Raw genomic sequence first — 15,851 nt, forward strand, 5'->3', positions numbered from 1 at the left:
CATATCCTTAGTCTTCATAACCTTGGGGGTGGCGTGACTGCCAGCGCCAGGTATCATCTGCCATCTCTTGCAGCGAACGGCTGACACGCCAGTTGAGTTCTTTATCGGCTTTGGTGGCGTCTGCCCAGTAGGCAGGCAGGTCGCCATCGCGGCGCGGGGCAAAGTGGTAGTTCACCGGCTTGCCGCAGGCTTTGCTGAACGCGTTCACAACGTCAAGTACGCTGCTGCCGACGCCCGCGCCGAGGTTGTAAATATGGACGCCAGGCTTACCGTTCAGCGCCTGCATAGCGGCGACGTGGCCGTCGGCGAGATCCATCACGTGGATGTAGTCACGCACGCCAGTACCGTCTTCGGTTGGGTAGTCGTTGCCAAAAATAGCCAGCGAGTCGCGGCGGCCGACGGCAACCTGCGCAATGTAAGGCATCAGGTTGTTAGGAATGCCTTGCGGATCTTCGCCCATGTCGCCTGACGGATGTGCGCCAACCGGGTTGAAATAGCGCAGTAAGGCCACGCTCCAGTTCGGCTGTGCTTTCTGCAGGTCGGTAAGAATTTGCTCAACCATCAGCTTGCTTTGGCCGTAAGGGCTGGCAGGCTTACCGGTAGGGAAGCTTTCCACATAAGGGATTTTGGGCTGATCGCCGTAGACGGTGGCGGAGGAGCTGAAGATAAAGTTAGTTACGTTAGCTGCGCGCATAGCGGTGATAAGGCGCAGCGTGCCGGTAACGTTGTTATCGTAGTATTCCAGCGGCTTGTTCACCGATTCACCGACGGCTTTCAGGCCGGCAAAATGGATGACGGCATCAATGCGATGATCGTGGAAAATTTCTGCCAGCAGCGCTTCGTCGCGAATATCGCCATCGATGAACAGCGGGTGCTTACCGCCGAGGCGTTCAATCTCCGGCAGTACGCTGCGCTTGCTGTTGCACAAGTTGTCGAGGATCACTACGTCGTGCCCGTTTTGCAGTAACTGCACGCAGGTATGACTTCCAATGTAACCGCTACCACCTGTAACCAGAACTCTCATTTTTCGCTCCATATAGCCTATGGGTTAATATAACCATAGCATAACAGAGAGCCGAAAAATGTGATATGTGCTAGATTAGTGGTATCGTTTACACTGTGTTGTTTACCGTGAATCAAAAGGGCGTAACGCATTGTAAAACAAATGCGTAAAGATGAAAGCGTGCGTCTATTCCGAAAGTCTGCATGTGGCAGAATATAAAAAGGCGCCGTAGCGCCTTGCAGGATTATGCGGGAAGAATATTTTCTATCTGATAGCCATATTTATCCTCATCCGGCACGAAGGTCAGCCGGTGGGTAATGCATTGCGGGGCATCTTCGGCGTGGTGAGAAACAAACAGCAGCTGTGTTTCTCCTTCGCCAATCAAAATGTCGACAAAGCGGCGGATCAGCTGCCGGTTCAGCGGATCCAGGCCTTGCAGAGGCTCGTCCAGAATAAGCAGCGTCGGGTGTTTAACCAGCGCGCGGGCAATTAACGCCAGGCGCTGCTGGCCCCACGAGAGGCTGTGGAAAGGAGCGTCGGCGGTGGCGTTATCCATCCCCAGCATGTTCAGCCATTCTCGGGTCAGCTTTTGCTGGCGATCTGAAACAGCCTGATAAATCCCAATCGAGTCGAAATAGCCCGAAAGAATAACGTTGCGAACGGTGGTGCTAACCCGGTAGTCCAGGTGCAGGCTGCTGCTGACATAGCCGATGTGTTTCTTGATATCCCAAATCGTTTCACCGCTGCCGCGACGGCGGCCAAACAGCGTCAAATCGTTGCTATAACCCTGTGGGTGATCGCCGGTGATCAGGCTGAGCAATGTCGACTTTCCGGCGCCGTTAGGCCCTACAATCTGCCAGTGTTCGCCTGGGTTAACCGTCCAGCTAAGCTTGTGCAGGATGGGGCGATCGTTGTATTCCACCACGCCGTCTTTGAGCACGATTCGCGGTTGCTGCCCGGGCAGGGTATAGCGGGCCGAGGGATCGTCTGCCTCGGGAAGCGCCACGCCAGCCAGCTTTTCGCTATGGGCTAATTGCGCGATGAGCGCCTGTTCCAGCAGGGCCTGCTTTTCACCGCTTTCCGTCAGCGTGCAGTCTGCCAGCACGCCGGCAAATTGCACAAAATCCGGGATCTCATCAAACCGGTTGAGCACCAGCACCAGGGTATAACCCTGAGCGCTCAGCTGTGCCAGCAGGTCAGCCAATTGTTGGCGAGACTTCACGTCCAGCCCGTCAAACGGCTCATCAAGGATCAGCAGTTCCGGTTCCGACATCAACGCCTGGCAAAGCAGGGTTTTGCGCGTTTCACCCGTCGACAGATATTTGAAGCGGCGAGTGAGTAAATGTTCAATGCCAAACAGCGTAGCAAGTTCGCGGCTGCGGGCTTCGTCCACGACCTCATCCTGGATGATTTCTGAGGTGGTGCGGCCGGTGTCATCTTCGTCGACGCTCAGCATATCGGTGTTATTGCGCTGCCATTCGTCGCTGACCAGCTTTTGCAGTTGTTCAAAAGAGAGGTGGGCGATACGGGTGAAGTCGCAGCGGCGTTCGCCTTTCATTACCGGCAGGCTGCCGGCCAGGGCGCGAGCAAGGGCAGATTTTCCGCTGCCGTTCGCGCCAACAAACGCCCAGCTCTCGCCGGCGCGCAGAGTAAGATTGTTCAGGGTAAGGGTTTTTGTGTCGCTAAGGTGAAACGTACCTTGCGAAATTTGCAACGCAGACATGTTTTATCCCATTTTTTGCAGCGATAAGGCTACAGGAATACGACCTGTCCGCGTCGATGTCAATGAGAACGCTGCTTTTAGCAGAGTGTGGCGACGATCACCCGATCTGCATTGAAATATGCTGTGACCTCAGCACCTTCCGCCAGCGCCTGCTGCTCGACGTGGAGATTCGGCAGGGTCGCACAAAGCGTCTGGCCGTCGGCAAGCTGAACCAGGACTTCGGTTTGCTCTTTACCCTGCTCAATGCTGCTGATTTTGCCCGGCAGCTGGTTATCTGCATTTCCTGCCGCACTGGCATCCGCGGCGATGTCTATCCACGGCGCTTTAATCAGCACCAGAACTTCTTTGCCTTCGTCCAGCCCAAGTCGCTCCGCACTCTGGCGCGTAATGGCCGCTTTCAGGCGCGTTTCACCGTCCGCCAGCAGAATATCAACGTGCTGCTGAACCTGCTCGTCATCGCGTTTGAGCACGGTACCGAACAGCTGGTTGCGGGCGCTGGTTTGCAGTGAAAAGCGGGAAATGGCGGCAAGCAGGCTGTCCAGCGGCAGGGCATCATCCTGCAAAACGTCAAACGCTTTTTGCTGAATTTGCGCCAGCAGGTCGTAGAGCTGAATAAGACGCTCACCGTAGCGGGTGAGGACCGCGCCGCCGCCGCCTTTGCCGCCCGTAGCACGGTCGACCAGGCTTGATTCTGCCAGCTGGTTCATTTCGTTAATCGCATCCCAGGCGCTTTTGTAGCTGATTCCCGCCAGTTTCGCCCCCTGGCTAATAGAGCCTGTATGGTGAATTTGCTTGAGCAGCGCGATGCGTCGCGGGTCGGCGAACAGCCGCTGCTGGAGTTTCAGCGTTAACAAAATTTCAGCTTGCATGGTCTCTCCGTGCCAGAAAAACCCTTATTTTCCTCTATTGTGCCGATCCGGGCAAATGGCACAAAAGGAGAGTGCGTTTTTCTCAACTGCCGCTAGAATAATCATTCTCGCTTTTGCCGGAGGCAACTATGTTCGAGTTATTGAAAAGCCTGGTGTTTGCCGTGGTCATGGTGCCGGTTGTGATGGCAGTGATCCTGGGTCTCATCTATGGATTGGGTGAAGTGTTTAACGTCTTTTCAAAAGTCGGTCATCGCGACCAACAGCCGAAACAGCATCACTGATTCCCTGAAAGCCCGGCATTCGCCGGGTTTTCTCTTTCTGCCGCCTTAGCCCCGCACTCGCCGCCTTTCTGTTGATCTCCGTCAAGAACCTTAAAGCCCTTCTCCTTTCTGCCGATAAATTCTGTATCTTCCGCATTGCAATCGTTATATTTCAGCTTACATAACGAAACAAACGGAGTGAAAACATGAATCAACGTTGGGTTCGCCTCGCCCTGGGCGCGGCTTTATCGGTTTCTCTGGCAGGCCAGGCGCTGGCTGAAGGAAACAAAATTACCGTCTTCGCGGCGGCGTCGTTAACCAATGCGATGCAGGATATTGCGGCGCAATATCAGACAGAGAAGAAGGTTGAGATTGCCTCTTCTTTTGCTTCGTCTTCTACTCTGGCTCGCCAGATTGAAGCCGGGGCGCCTGCCGATCTGTTTATTTCTGCCGATCAGAAATGGATGGATTATGCTGTTGAGAAAGACACCATCAAAACGGATACCCGTGAAACGCTGCTGGGCAACAGCCTGGTGGTGGTAGCCCCGACTGCCAGCAAGCAGGGCGACATTGCCATTGATGCGAAAACTGACTGGGCATCGTTGCTAAAAGGCGGTCGTCTGGCGGTGGGCGATCCTGACCACGTGCCAGCGGGGATTTACGCCAAAGAAGCGCTGCAAAAACTGGGCGCGTGGGACACTTTATCCAGTAAACTTGCTCCGGCCGAAGACGTTCGCGGTGCGCTGGCTCTTGTTCAGCGTGACGAAGCCCCGCTGGGTATTGTTTACGGCTCTGATGCCGTGGCCGGAAAAGGCGTGAAAGTTGTGGGCACCTTCCCTGAAGATTCCCACAAAAAGGTGGAATACCCGATTGCGATCGTTAAAGGCCACGATAACCCGTCAGTGACCGCGTTCTATAGCTATCTGAAAGGACCGGAAGCGGCGAAAGTCTTCCAAAAATACGGATTTACGACGAAACAATGATATTGAGCGATCCCGAATGGCAGGCGGTACTGCTGAGCCTAAAAGTCTCATCCATTGCGGTACTGTTTAGCCTTCCCATCGGGATCTTCTTTGCCTGGGTACTGGTGCGTTGCCGTTTCCCGGGCAAAGCCTTGCTCGACAGCCTGATTCATCTTCCCTTAGTCCTGCCGCCGGTGGTGGTGGGCTATCTGTTATTAGTGGCCTTTGGCCGCCGCGGGTTTATCGGCGCCTGGCTGTATGACTGGTTTGGCATTACCTTTGCCTTTAGCTGGCGTGGCGCGGTGCTGGCGGCGGCGGTCATGTCGTTCCCGCTGATGGTTCGTGCGATTCGCCTGGCGCTCGAAGGCGTTGATATCCGCCTTGAACAGGCGGCAAGAACGCTGGGCGCAGGGCGCTGGCGTGTCTTCTGCACTATCACTTTACCGTTAACGCTGCCGGGTATTATTGCCGGTACCGTGCTGGCATTTGCCCGTTCACTCGGCGAGTTCGGCGCGACGATCACCTTCGTTTCCAATATTCCCGGTGAAACACGGACGCTGCCTTCGGCGATGTATACCCTGATTCAGACGCCCGGCGGGGAAAGCGCAGCCGCGCGTTTGTGCCTGATTGCCATTGCGCTGGCGATGGCTTCGCTGCTGGTGGCTGAATGGCTGGCGCGAGTAAGCCGTAAACGCATGGGAGCAAGCTGATGCTGGAGCTTAACTTTATTCAAACGCTTGGCACGCATCGGCTGGAAATTAATGAAACCCTACCGGGCCAGGGCATCACCGCCGTTTTCGGCGTGTCGGGCGCGGGAAAAACGTCATTAATCAATGCGATTAGCGGCCTGACCCGGCTGGAGCAGGGGCGGATAGTCCTCAACAATCGTGTGCTAACCGACGCGGACAAAAAGCTGTATCTGCCGCCGGAAAAACGCCGCGTTGGCTACGTATTCCAGGATGCGCGACTGTTTCCGCACTACCGTGTTCGCGGCAATCTAAAATATGGCATGGCAAAAAGCATGGCTGGCCAGTTCGACAAGCTGGTGGCACTGCTCGGCATCGAAGATTTGCTGGAACGTTTCCCGTGGAGCCTGTCCGGGGGCGAAAAGCAGCGAGTTGCCATTGGCCGCGCGCTGTTAACCGCGCCAGAGCTATTGCTGCTGGATGAGCCGCTGGCCTCGCTGGACATCCCACGCAAACGCGAGCTGCTGCCTTATCTCCAGCTTCTGGCGCGTGAGATTAATATTCCGATGCTGTACGTGAGCCATTCGCTGGAGGAGATTTTACATCTGGCGGACAAAGTACTGGTGCTGGATGCGGGAAACGTGAAGGCGTTCGGGAATCTTGAAGAGGTTTGGGGCAGCAGCGTGATGCATCCGTGGCTGCCTAAGGAACAGCAAAGCAGCGTGCTGAAAGTCACCGTGCTGGAACACCATCCCCACTACGCCATGACGGCGCTCGCCCTCGGCGATCAGCATCTTTGGGTGAATAAAATCGACAAGCCGGTGCAGGCCCCGCTGCGTATTCGCATTCAGGCTTCGGACGTCTCCCTGGTGCTTCAGCCGCCGGTGAACAGCAGTATTCGTAATGTGCTGCGGGCCAGGGTCGCCCAGTGCTTTGATGACGAAGGGCAGGTGGAGGTTCAGCTCGAGGTGGGTTCCCGCACGCTGTGGGCGCGCATCAGCCCCTGGGCCCGGGATGAACTGGCGGTGAAGCCCGGTCAGTGGCTGTATGCGCAGGTGAAAAGCGTGTCGATTACGGCCTGATCACAGCACGTACTTGTACAGCGTTTCGGCGATGCCGGTTTCGAGATTGGTGCCGATGGTCATATCGGCACGCGATTTTATCGCCTCGTCCGCATTCCCCATCGCGACGCCCATCCCGGCGCTTTCCAGCATGCTCAGATCGTTATAGTTATCGCCAAACGCAATCACCTGATCCATCGACATTCCCTGAGACTTCACCCACTGTGCCAGGCGTGCGCCTTTGCTGTTGCCCCGCTGAGCGACGTCAACCTGATCGTGCCAGGACCATTCGCAGGACAGATCCAGCTCGCGTTCTACTTCAGAGGTAAACTGCTTGAGTTTGGGAATGTCTGAGTCAGTCAGGGCGAATTTCCAGATGGACTTCACCTCCTGCGCGGCTTCTTTCAATGAAGGCACGCTGCGGAAAACCGGACGCTGATTTTCAGGTAATGATTGCGCCCAATTCTGGGTACGGGCAACGTGGGCTTTCACATGCTCCGAGCTTTCCAGATAAAGCATCGCATCGTCTACGTACATCAGGCCATGCACCCGGTGCGCGGTGAGCAAATCTACCATTTGAGCGGCCTGTTCCGGGCGAAGAGGATCGGACGCCAGAACCTTTTCTGCATGATAATCATACAAGTAAGTGCCATTACAGCAAATTGCAGGTGTATCCAGAGCCAGTGCCTGATAAAAAGGATGTATGGCGACATGATGGCGACCCGTTACGATAACCACTTTCGCGCCGGCTTCGCGGGCGTGCTGAAGGGCCGTAATAGATTCCGGAAGAATGGTTTTTTGCGGTGTCAGCAGGGTGCCATCGAGATCGAGAGCAATTACGCGATAACTCATTTAGGGTTCCAGTCATTATTCATAAGGTTCGTTCCGATGGTACACCGCTCACGCCGTAGCGCAAAATAGCCCGCGACCGTGAGCCAGCCTTATGATGCTTACTTACGACGTCAGGAGGAAAGTTAAGTCATGAAACAGACAGTCTATACCGCCAGCCCGGAAAGCCAGCAGATCCACGTCTGGACGCTGCACGCCAGTGGTGAAATGACCCTTGTACAGGTCGTCGATGCCCCTGGGCAGGTTCAGCCGATGGTCATCAGCCCGGACAAACGCTTTCTGTACGTTGGCGTGCGCCCTGAGTTTCGCGTCATCGCCTATCGTATTACGCCGGATGATGGTTCCCTGACGGAGGCTGGCGTGGCCCCGCTGCCGGGCAGCCCAACCCACATTTCTACCGACCGTAAAGGTCGCTTCCTGTTCAGCGCTTCATACAACGCCGCAAACGTGGCGGTGATAAGCCTGGAAAATGATGGCCTGCCGGGTGAAACCGTTGACGTGGTCGACGGGCTGGATGGCTGCCACTCGGCAAATATCTCCCCGGATAACCGCACGCTCTGGACGCCGGCCCTGAAGCAGGATCGTATTTGCCTGTTCACGCTGTCCGACGACGGCAAGCTGGTGGCACAAACGCCTGCTGACGTGACCACCGTAGAAGGTGCTGGTCCTCGCCATATGGCGTTTCACCCGAACCAGCAATATGCTTACTGCGTCAACGAACTGAATAGCACCGTTGACGTCTGGGAACTGCGCGACCCGCACGGCAAAATCGAATGCGTGCAGACGCTGGACTTTATGCCGCCGGGCTTCTCCGGCACCCGTTGGGCCGCGGATATCCATATCACGCCGGATGGTCGCCACCTGTATGCCTGTGACCGCACCGCCAGCATTATCACCGCGTTCAGCGTTTCCGAAGACGGCAGCGTGCTGAACATCGAAGGCTACCAGCCAACGGAAGAGCAGCCTCGCGGCTTTAACGTCGATCACAGCGGTAAATATCTGGTTGCCGTGGGGCAGAAATCCCATCATGCCGCCGTCTATAAAATTAACGGTGAGCAGGGGCTGCTGGAAGAGAAAGGCCGCTATGCGGTGGGACAGGGCCCAATGTGGGTAGCGATTCTCGCGCACTGATTTTCAGGCATAAAAAAACCTCGCTTCGGCGAGGTTTTTTATTTAGCGTTCGGGAATTACTTCTCTTCGACGACCGGGCTACCTAAACCGCGATTGTTGAACTCCCACATGCGGTTGAAGCCTGGATCATTCAGGTCGCGCTTGATGCTGCCTTTGTCGTCTTTGGTGCCAACGTTGCCCGCGAACGGACGCTTAGACTCCAGCGCATCGCCCCACGGTTTAGCCGTGTTGAAGCCTTCATTGATCACGCTGTCGCGGATAACAACCTGACCATTTGCAGTCTGGCCGTTTTCGCTGCCGGCTAAATCCCAGGAGCGACCCAGCTGAGCGTCACCGGCTGCGGTAAAGCGGCTGTTGATTGCCAGGAAGCCGTAGTAGATGTTCGGCAGAGTGGCTGGCGCGAACACGGAACCTTCTTTAGTGCGGCTGTTCACCAGGCGGAAATCGGTGTTATCGAACACGACAGCACCACGGCCTGCGACCACGTCCACATCCCCTTCGATGTAGCTGTTGGTTACCAGCGTGCGTGGCTGACGGTTGGTCAGCATGCGGTTCTGAACGTCGCTGTTGGTGACGAAGAAGGTATTCTGACGGCCCAGCAGGTGAACGTTGTTCAACTGTACTTTGTCGCCATCGCTGCGCAACGCCACGGCCTGGTGGTTACCGGCATCCACGCTGTCACCCAGGGTGTTCTGGATAGTCAGGTTCTGCAGCTGCAGACCATTATTTTGCGACCAAACGGCGGCGGAACACATCACGCCAACGGTCGCGCTACGGCGGCTCTGGCAGCTGTCAAACATGTACCATGCCGGTTTCCCAGGCATGTATTTACCCGCCGGGTTAACGGTGCGGCGCCACGTTACCGGGTCGGTTTCGGAGTCCAGCGTCAGGCCAATTTTAACATCGTCTGCATTACCTGAAGTCCCGTACAGCGTTACGCTCCCGGAGGCGGCCGGAATATACACGGTACCTTCATATTCACCCGGCATAATGGCGATATAAAGTCGGGAGCTGCTGTGCTTGATAATCGCTGCATCGACGGCGGCCTGAATTGACGTGTGGGTTACCCCGGCTGTGCCAGCAGGGCCAACCACGAAATCAGGTTGCTGAGGAGTACGAATCGAGGATGGCGTCCACGCGGCTTCATTTGGATTCATTGACGTGAAGTAGCGTGCAGCCACAAAATTCTGCGCTTCGTCAGCCGCCAGGATCGGGCGGGACTGGGTTCCCGGCGCCACCTGAGTAGACGGTTTGTCCTGGGGTGGGGTTGAGCTACATGCACTCAGCGCCACGGCGAAAGCCAGGGCTGCGGCGCGACGAGAAACCGATAATGTGTTCAAGGTTGCTCCTTGCTGTACGGTGGAATAGAGGGTTATTTCAAAACCTGCTTTTTATACTAAGTTGAGCGAAACGGGAAGCCGATTTGTGCAAATCGGCTTCAGAAAGAGGGAAGAGGGCATTATCCGATGATGAAAAGGGCGTGGTTAATCTTTTTCTACGGTGTACTGGCCGTCTTTCTTGCGAATAATATATTTGTGGTCACTGTCGCAGGAGACGGTGAGTGAGCCGCCAAATGCCGCAGGATAAACGCTGTTCACGGTATCGCATTGATAACCCGCCTGGCGAATCACCGACTGCGATTCCGATTTTAGCTGTGGCGACCCCGTGTCGGCAAAGGCATTGCCTGCCATCAGGCAGAAGCTGAGCACAACGATTCTCTTCATTTTCTGTCTCTCTGTGATGTGAAACTGGTGAAACGTTAATCGGCAGCGAGGCGGGAAGGGATTAATAACTTAACTGGATTTATTTGTGTAAATTAATTTCAGAAACAGGTTAGCGAGTAAGAAGAACCCGCCGGCAAGCGATACCGGCGTGGTTGAGGCAGGAGCTAACTAAAAAACGCAGGGTCTTCCACCGCTGTTGCAACGGCAGAAATCAATTTATCCAACTGCGCAGGGCTGATGACATAAGGTGGCATCAGGTAAATCAGGCGGCCAAACGGACGGATCCAGACGCCCTGTTCGACAAAGAAACGCTGTAACGCCGCCATATCGACAGGCCTGTGTGTTTCTACAACGCCTATTGCGCCCAAAACGCGGACGTCGGCAACGTGCTCACTTGCGGCGAGCGGCAGCAAGCCTTCCCGAAGCTGATGCTCAATGGCCGGAACCTGCTGCTGCCAGTCTCCCTCTGCCAGCAGCGCCAGGCTTTCGCCGGCAACGGCGCAGGCCAGAGGGTTCCCCATAAACGTTGGGCCATGCATAAAGCATCCGGCTTCACCGTCGCTGATGGTTTCCGCAACGTGACGGGTGGCAAGCGTAGCGGAGAGCGTCATGGTGCCGCCGGTCAATGCTTTGCCCAGACACATAATGTCCGGTGAAATACCCGCGTGGTCACAGGCAAACAGCTTCCCGGTGCGGCCAAAGCCCGTTGCGATTTCATCGGCAATCAGCAAGATTCCTTCCCTATCGCACATACGGCGGATGCGACGTAGCCATTCAGGATGGTAGAAACGCATTCCCCCGGCTCCCTGCACCACCGGCTCCAGAATAATCGCAGCAATCTCTTCCCGATGTGCGGCCATCAGGCGTGCAAACGGAACCATGTCCATCTCGTTCCACTCATCGCCAAACCTACATTGCGGAGCCGGAGCAAACAGATGTTCAGGCAAATAGCCCTGCCACAGGCTATGCATAGAGTTATCGGGATCGCAGACCGACATCGCGCCAAAAGTATCGCCGTGATAGCCGTTCCGGAAGGTCAGGAAGCGCTGGCGCGGCTGGCCTTTTGCATGCCAGTACTGCAGCGCCATTTTCATGGCGACCTCGACGGCCACTGAACCGGAATCGGCCAGAAACACGCATTCCAACGGCGCGGGCGTCATCGCCACCAGCTTGCGGCAAAGCTCAACGGCAGGCGGGTGGGTGATTCCGCCAAACATCACGTGCGACATGCTGTCTATCTGGGCCTTCATCGCCTGATTCAGCCGTGGGTGATTGTAGCCATGGATAGCCGCCCACCAGGACGACATGCCGTCGACGAGCAGGCGTCCGTCATCCAGCTGCAGTTCGCAGCCGGTCGCAGCCACAACGGGATAAACCGGCAGCGGCTGACTCATTGAAGTGTAAGGGTGCCAGATATGTCGCTGGTCGAACGCTAAATCAGCAGGAGTCATAGGGTGACTTGTAAACCATTTAAAAAACATTTAGGTTTACGAGTATAACGTCAATCGATTTTCTAAAACACCCCTTTTGGAGAGGCCCCATGGCTCACCACGCACGCTGGACAATGTCGCAGGTCACTGCTTTATTTCAAAAACCTTTGTTGGATCTGCTGTTTGAAGCCCAACAAACCCACCGTCAGCACTTCGATCCGCGGCAGGTACAGGTCAGTACCTTACTGTCGATCAAAACCGGTGCCTGCCCGGAAGACTGTAAATACTGCCCGCAGAGCGCACGCTACAAAACTGGCCTGGAAGCTGAACGCCTGATGGAAGTTGAGCAGGTGCTGGACTCCGCCCGCAAGGCTAAAAACGCAGGCTCGACCCGTTTTTGTATGGGCGCGGCCTGGAAGAACCCGCATGAGCGAGATATGCCCTACCTTGAGCAGATGGTACAAGGCGTTCGCGCCATGGGGCTGGAAACCTGCATGACGCTGGGTACGCTGACCAATGAACAGGCGCAGCGTCTGGCATCGGCAGGGCTGGACTACTACAACCACAACCTGGACACCTCCCCGGAATTCTACGGCAATATCATCACCACGCGAACCTATCAGGAACGTCTTGATACCCTCGATAAAGTGCGTGATGCAGGGATTAAAGTCTGCTCCGGCGGCATCGTCGGGCTGGGCGAAACAGTCACCGACCGCGCCGGCCTGCTGCTGCAGCTAGCCAATTTACCCACCCCGCCTGAAAGCGTACCAATCAACATGCTGGTGAAGGTGAAGGGGACGCCGCTGGCGGATAACGAAGACGTGGATGCCTTTGATTTTATTCGTACCATTGCCGTGGCGCGAATCATGATGCCAGCCTCTTACGTGCGCCTTTCAGCAGGCCGTGAACAAATGAGCGAGCAGACACAGGCGATGTGCTTTATGGCAGGGGCAAACTCCATCTTCTACGGCTGCAAACTGCTGACGACGCCAAACCCGGAAGAGGACAAGGATCTGCAGCTGTTCCGTAAGCTGGGGCTTAACCCGCAGCAAACCACCACCGAAATGGGTGATAACGAGCAGCAGGAACGTCTCGCCGGGCAGCTACTGAACGCCGATACCGACAGTTACTACAACGCGGCGGCGGTATGAGCTGGCAGCAGCGAATCTCTGAAGCCTTAAGCGAACGGCGGGCGAGCGCAAGCTTCCGCACCCGGCAGGCCAGTACGCTCGGCAACGGGCGTATTTTTACCGCTAACGACCGGGAATATCTCAACTTCTCCAGTAACGACTACCTGGGGCTAAGCCATCACCCGCAAATTGTGGATGCCTGGCAAAAAGGTGCCGCGCAGTTTGGCGTTGGCAGCGGAGGCTCCGGGCATGTTACGGGCTATAGCCGCGCGCATCAGGCTTTTGAAGAACAGCTTGCCGAGTGGCTGGGATTTGAGCGAGCGCTGCTGTTTATCTCCGGCTACAGCGCCAATCAGGCGGCTATCTCCGCGCTGGCGCAAAAAACGGACACGATTATCGCCGACAAGCTTTGCCATGCCTCGATGATGGAAGCGGCGATGCAAAGTCCGGCCCAGCTGCGCAGGTTCCATCATAACGACGTTCATGCACTTGCTACGCAGCTTGGAAAAACGAATGAGGGCGAGCGGCTGACCCTGACTGAGGGTATTTTCAGCATGGATGGGGACAGCGCGCCGCTGGCTGATATTGCGCAGGCGACACGACAGGCTGGTGGCTGGCTGATGGTCGATGACGCCCACGGCGTTGGCGTAGTGGGTCACGAAGGCCGCGGCAGCTGCCATCAGCAAAATATCAGACCAGACATCCTGGTCGTCACCTTTGGTAAAGCCTTTGGCGGCAGCGGCGCAGCGGTATTGTGTAACGAGGAAACTGCTCATTATCTGCTGCAGTTTGCTCGCCATCTGATCTACAGCACCGCCATGCCTCCGGCGCAGGCAGTCTCATTGCAAACTGCATTAAAAGTGGTTCAGCAGGGTGATGTGCTCAGAGAACGGCTTACTGAAAATATTCAGCGCTTTCGACGGGGGGCCACGCAGCTCTCCCTGAAGCTTGCAGATTCGAACAGCGCTATTCAGCCGCTGATTGTGGGCGAGAATCAGCGCACGCTGGATCTCGCTTCTCAACTGCGGGAGCGGGGCTTCTGGCTAACGGCTATTCGCCCTCCGACCGTACCGCCTGGCAGCGCGCGCCTGCGTATCACCCTCACGGCCGCCCATACGTCAGACGATATCGATGCCCTGCTGGAGGCGCTTTATGACGCAGCTGGTTGACAAGGCCTCAGTCGCGGCAGCATTTGGCCGGGCAGCAGGCAGCTACGAACGCTTTGCCGATTTGCAGCGGACCTGCGGAGATTACCTCCTGGAGGGGCTACATGGTCGTTGTGCATCCAGCGTGCTGGACGCCGGCTGTGGTACGGGCTGGTACAGCCGTATATGGCGGGAGAAGGGAAGCGATGTTCTGGCGCTGGATATTTCCAAAGCGATGCTTGAGCAATGCCAGAAAACCCGGTCGGCGCACCGATTCCTTGAGGGTGATATCGAGTCCATTCCGTTGGCGAATGAACAAGTCGATCTGGTCTGGAGTAATCTAGCCGTGCAGTGGTGCAGCGACCTTCGTCAGGGACTATCCGAGTTGTATCGCGTGGCAAAACCGGGCGGTTGCATTGCGTTTACCACGCTGGCGGCAGGCTCGCTGCCTGAACTGCAACAGGCCTGGCGCGGCGTGGATGAAAGGGCGCACGCTAATCAGTTTTTATCCGTTACCGAGATAGAACAGGCTTGCAGTCTCTGGCGAACCGCATTGACCTGCCGGACCGTTAGCCAGCAGTTTCCCGACGTGATGAGCGCGATGCGTTCGCTGAAAGGCGTCGGCGCGACTCACCTGCATGAAGGCCGAAAAAATACCCTGATGACGCGTGGGCAGTTGAATCGGCTCAGCGAAACATGGCCAAAGCAAGATGGGCAGTTTTCCCTCAGTTGGCAGATAATTTTTGGAGTGATTGAACGTGATTAAGAAGTGGTTTGTGACCGGGACCGATACTGAAGTAGGGAAGACCGTTGCCAGCTGTGCGCTGCTACAGGCGGCCAGCGCAGCCGGGTATCGTTCAGTGGGCTATAAGCCCGTAGCCTCTGGCAGTGAAATGACGCCAGAGGGCATCCGTAACAGCGATGCGCTGGCTCTGCAACGCAACGGTTCGGTCGCGCTGCCGTATGAGCAAATTAATCCGCTGGCTTTCATTGAACCTACTTCTCCGCACATCATTAGCGCTGAAGAGCAGCGTCCCATCACCTTTTCCGCAATGTCTGAAGGCCTGCAAAATCTTACCGGTAAAGCCGACTGGATTCAGGTGGAGGGGGCGGGAGGCTGGTTTACTCCACTTTCTGACACCACTACGTTTGCCGAGTGGGCCATCAGTGAACGGCTGCCGGTCATTCTGGTGGTAGGGGTTAAGCTGGGCTGTATTAACCATGCGATGCTCACGGCACAGGCCGTACTTGCCGCCGGGCTGCCGCTTGTTGGCTGGATCGCAAACGGCGTTCAGCCAGCAGGCAAAAGGCACGCAGAGTATCTGGCCACGCTCAAGCAGCGGCTCCCGGCACCTCTGCTGGGGGAGATCCCCTGGCTTGAGGATATCAGCGATGAAACCTCGCTTGGCCACTATCTCGATCTCTCCGTCATTGCGGTATAAGCCGCAAAACTAACGCAACAAAAGCCACGCTCGCAGCAGCGCCTCGGGCTGGCTCCCGCTTTAACACATTCCCCAAAGACGAAGATTTTTCTCTGCCGGCAAAGAGTATAGAGTATTTCATAATTGAGTTGTCATATGACAACCTTTATGAGATGATTTTTTAGCCGGAGGAGATATGGCAAGAAAACGGCACCCGCAAAAAGAAATAGAAGCGGCATTAAGCTACGCCGAATTTCAAGGATGGCGGGTCAAAGAGGGCGGTTCTCACTGCTGGGGAAAACTTTATTGTCCGTGGAACGATAAAGCCTGCCGCTGCGGAGAGTTTTGCATCAGCTGCGTGTGGAGCACGCCGCGAAATGCAGAGAACCATGCCAGGCAAATTCGCAGGCTTGTGGACGGATGTGCAAACATAGCATCCCGCAGCGTCCTGCACTAA

At 56.1% G+C, this 15,851-nt stretch carries 17 protein-coding genes; 10 read left to right on the forward strand and 7 right to left on the reverse strand.

Going from position 1 to position 15,851, the window contains the following annotated elements; genetic code table 11:
* Window positions 1-7 precede the first annotated feature (7 nt).
* From galE to modE, 3 genes are all read right to left on the reverse strand, one after another.
* On the reverse strand, window positions 8-1,024 hold the full coding sequence (galE, locus tag ACE38U_RS15735) for a UDP-glucose 4-epimerase GalE (protein ID WP_038474527.1): 1,017 nt from the start codon (window positions 1,022-1,024) through the stop codon (window positions 8-10).
* A gap of 223 nt (window positions 1,025-1,247) precedes the next feature.
* Entirely contained in the window at window positions 1,248-2,726 is a 1,479-nt protein-coding gene (gene modF, locus ACE38U_RS15740) for a molybdate ABC transporter ATP-binding protein ModF (RefSeq protein WP_176983230.1), read from the reverse strand.
* 77 nt (window positions 2,727-2,803) lie between these two features.
* On the reverse strand, window positions 2,804-3,595 hold the full coding sequence (gene modE / locus ACE38U_RS15745) for a molybdenum-dependent transcriptional regulator (protein ID WP_375530095.1): 792 nt from the start codon (window positions 3,593-3,595) through the stop codon (window positions 2,804-2,806).
* Window positions 3,596-3,723: 128 nt separating this feature from the next.
* On the opposite strand from modE, the gene ACE38U_RS15750 reads away from it, so the two are divergent.
* From ACE38U_RS15750 to modC, 4 genes are all read left to right on the forward strand, one after another.
* Complete coding sequence (locus tag ACE38U_RS15750) at window positions 3,724-3,876, forward strand: AcrZ family multidrug efflux pump-associated protein (protein ID WP_008456213.1); 153 nt, start codon at window positions 3,724-3,726, stop codon at window positions 3,874-3,876.
* A gap of 185 nt (window positions 3,877-4,061) precedes the next feature.
* Window positions 4,062-4,838 (forward strand): molybdate ABC transporter substrate-binding protein, encoded by a 777-nt coding sequence (gene modA / locus ACE38U_RS15755; RefSeq protein WP_038474515.1) that lies wholly within the window; start codon window positions 4,062-4,064, stop codon window positions 4,836-4,838.
* Complete coding sequence (gene modB / locus ACE38U_RS15760) at window positions 4,835-5,527, forward strand: molybdate ABC transporter permease subunit (protein WP_176983228.1); 693 nt, start codon at window positions 4,835-4,837, stop codon at window positions 5,525-5,527. The genes modA and modB overlap by 4 nt, the downstream gene beginning before the upstream one ends.
* Window positions 5,527-6,585 (forward strand): molybdenum ABC transporter ATP-binding protein ModC, encoded by a 1,059-nt coding sequence (gene modC, locus ACE38U_RS15765; protein ID WP_375530096.1) that lies wholly within the window; start codon window positions 5,527-5,529, stop codon window positions 6,583-6,585. The genes modB and modC overlap by 1 nt, the downstream gene beginning before the upstream one ends.
* On the opposite strand, the gene ACE38U_RS15770 is transcribed toward modC, so the two are convergent.
* Window positions 6,586-7,416, reverse strand: a complete 831-nt coding sequence (locus tag ACE38U_RS15770) for a pyridoxal phosphatase (protein WP_375530097.1) — start codon at window positions 7,414-7,416, stop codon at window positions 6,586-6,588. It abuts the gene before it with no gap.
* 129 nt (window positions 7,417-7,545) lie between these two features.
* Between ACE38U_RS15770 and pgl the strand changes: the two genes are divergently transcribed.
* Window positions 7,546-8,544 carry a 6-phosphogluconolactonase gene (gene pgl, locus ACE38U_RS15775; protein WP_038474503.1) on the forward strand — a complete coding sequence of 333 codons (999 nt, stop codon included), beginning with the start codon at window positions 7,546-7,548 and terminating at the stop codon, window positions 8,542-8,544.
* Window positions 8,545-8,600: 56 nt separating this feature from the next.
* Here the strand turns inward: pgl and ACE38U_RS15780 are convergent, their stop codons facing one another.
* From ACE38U_RS15780 to bioA, 3 genes are all read right to left on the reverse strand, one after another.
* Complete coding sequence (locus tag ACE38U_RS15780; RefSeq protein ID WP_375530098.1) at window positions 8,601-9,884, reverse strand: putative acyl-CoA thioester hydrolase; 1,284 nt, start codon at window positions 9,882-9,884, stop codon at window positions 8,601-8,603.
* Between the two features lie 144 nt (window positions 9,885-10,028).
* Window positions 10,029-10,268 carry a hypothetical protein gene (locus ACE38U_RS15785; RefSeq protein WP_038474496.1) on the reverse strand — a complete coding sequence of 80 codons (240 nt, stop codon included), beginning with the start codon at window positions 10,266-10,268 and terminating at the stop codon, window positions 10,029-10,031.
* A 164-nt stretch (window positions 10,269-10,432) separates the two neighbouring features.
* Window positions 10,433-11,719 carry an adenosylmethionine--8-amino-7-oxononanoate transaminase gene (bioA, locus tag ACE38U_RS15790; protein ID WP_038474481.1) on the reverse strand — a complete coding sequence of 429 codons (1,287 nt, stop codon included), beginning with the start codon at window positions 11,717-11,719 and terminating at the stop codon, window positions 10,433-10,435.
* A gap of 89 nt (window positions 11,720-11,808) precedes the next feature.
* Between bioA and bioB the strand changes: the two genes are divergently transcribed.
* The 5 genes from bioB to ACE38U_RS15815 all read left to right on the forward strand — a co-directional run bounded on the left by bioB (window position 11,809) and on the right by ACE38U_RS15815 (window position 15,851).
* Window positions 11,809-12,849 carry a biotin synthase BioB gene (gene bioB / locus ACE38U_RS15795; RefSeq protein ID WP_038474478.1) on the forward strand — a complete coding sequence of 347 codons (1,041 nt, stop codon included), beginning with the start codon at window positions 11,809-11,811 and terminating at the stop codon, window positions 12,847-12,849.
* Entirely contained in the window at window positions 12,846-13,997 is a 1,152-nt protein-coding gene (gene bioF, locus ACE38U_RS15800) for an 8-amino-7-oxononanoate synthase (RefSeq protein WP_038474475.1), read from the forward strand. Before bioB ends, bioF begins: the two co-directional genes overlap by 4 nt.
* Window positions 13,981-14,739, forward strand: a complete 759-nt coding sequence (gene bioC, locus ACE38U_RS15805; protein ID WP_375530099.1) for a malonyl-ACP O-methyltransferase BioC — start codon at window positions 13,981-13,983, stop codon at window positions 14,737-14,739. Before bioF ends, bioC begins: the two co-directional genes overlap by 17 nt.
* Window positions 14,732-15,415 carry a dethiobiotin synthase gene (bioD, locus tag ACE38U_RS15810; RefSeq protein WP_176983220.1) on the forward strand — a complete coding sequence of 228 codons (684 nt, stop codon included), beginning with the start codon at window positions 14,732-14,734 and terminating at the stop codon, window positions 15,413-15,415. The genes bioC and bioD overlap by 8 nt, the downstream gene beginning before the upstream one ends.
* Window positions 15,416-15,590: 175 nt before the next feature.
* Entirely contained in the window at window positions 15,591-15,851 is a 261-nt protein-coding gene (locus tag ACE38U_RS15815) for a hypothetical protein (protein ID WP_071842934.1), read from the forward strand.

It is taken from the genome of Cedecea selenatireducens, assembly GCF_042138895.1.
GTDB classification, from domain to species: domain Bacteria; phylum Pseudomonadota; class Gammaproteobacteria; order Enterobacterales; family Enterobacteriaceae; genus Cedecea; species Cedecea selenatireducens.

What these genes read in the sequence shown, in the direction of transcription:
- pgl (WP_038474503.1), top strand. Translation starts at nt 7,546, where the DNA reads ATGAAACAGACAGTCTATACCGCCAGCCCGGAAAGCCAGCAGATCCAC.
- ACE38U_RS15815 (WP_071842934.1), top strand. Translation starts at nt 15,591, where the DNA reads ATGGCAAGAAAACGGCACCCGCAAAAAGAAATAGAAGCGGCATTAAGC.
- bioA (WP_038474481.1), bottom strand. Translation starts at nt 11,719, where the DNA reads ATGACTCCTGCTGATTTAGCGTTCGACCAGCGACATATCTGGCACCCT.
- modF (WP_176983230.1), bottom strand. Translation starts at nt 2,726, where the DNA reads ATGTCTGCGTTGCAAATTTCGCAAGGTACGTTTCACCTTAGCGACACA.
- galE (WP_038474527.1), bottom strand. Translation starts at nt 1,024, where the DNA reads ATGAGAGTTCTGGTTACAGGTGGTAGCGGTTACATTGGAAGTCATACC.
- bioF (WP_038474475.1), top strand. Translation starts at nt 12,846, where the DNA reads ATGAGCTGGCAGCAGCGAATCTCTGAAGCCTTAAGCGAACGGCGGGCG.
- ACE38U_RS15785 (WP_038474496.1), bottom strand. Translation starts at nt 10,268, where the DNA reads ATGAAGAGAATCGTTGTGCTCAGCTTCTGCCTGATGGCAGGCAATGCC.
- bioB (WP_038474478.1), top strand. Translation starts at nt 11,809, where the DNA reads ATGGCTCACCACGCACGCTGGACAATGTCGCAGGTCACTGCTTTATTT.
- modC (WP_375530096.1), top strand. Translation starts at nt 5,527, where the DNA reads ATGCTGGAGCTTAACTTTATTCAAACGCTTGGCACGCATCGGCTGGAA.
- bioC (WP_375530099.1), top strand. Translation starts at nt 13,981, where the DNA reads ATGACGCAGCTGGTTGACAAGGCCTCAGTCGCGGCAGCATTTGGCCGG.
- ACE38U_RS15770 (WP_375530097.1), bottom strand. Translation starts at nt 7,416, where the DNA reads ATGAGTTATCGCGTAATTGCTCTCGATCTCGATGGCACCCTGCTGACA.
- modB (WP_176983228.1), top strand. Translation starts at nt 4,835, where the DNA reads ATGATATTGAGCGATCCCGAATGGCAGGCGGTACTGCTGAGCCTAAAA.
- ACE38U_RS15750 (WP_008456213.1), top strand. Translation starts at nt 3,724, where the DNA reads ATGTTCGAGTTATTGAAAAGCCTGGTGTTTGCCGTGGTCATGGTGCCG.
- modA (WP_038474515.1), top strand. Translation starts at nt 4,062, where the DNA reads ATGAATCAACGTTGGGTTCGCCTCGCCCTGGGCGCGGCTTTATCGGTT.
- modE (WP_375530095.1), bottom strand. Translation starts at nt 3,595, where the DNA reads ATGCAAGCTGAAATTTTGTTAACGCTGAAACTCCAGCAGCGGCTGTTC.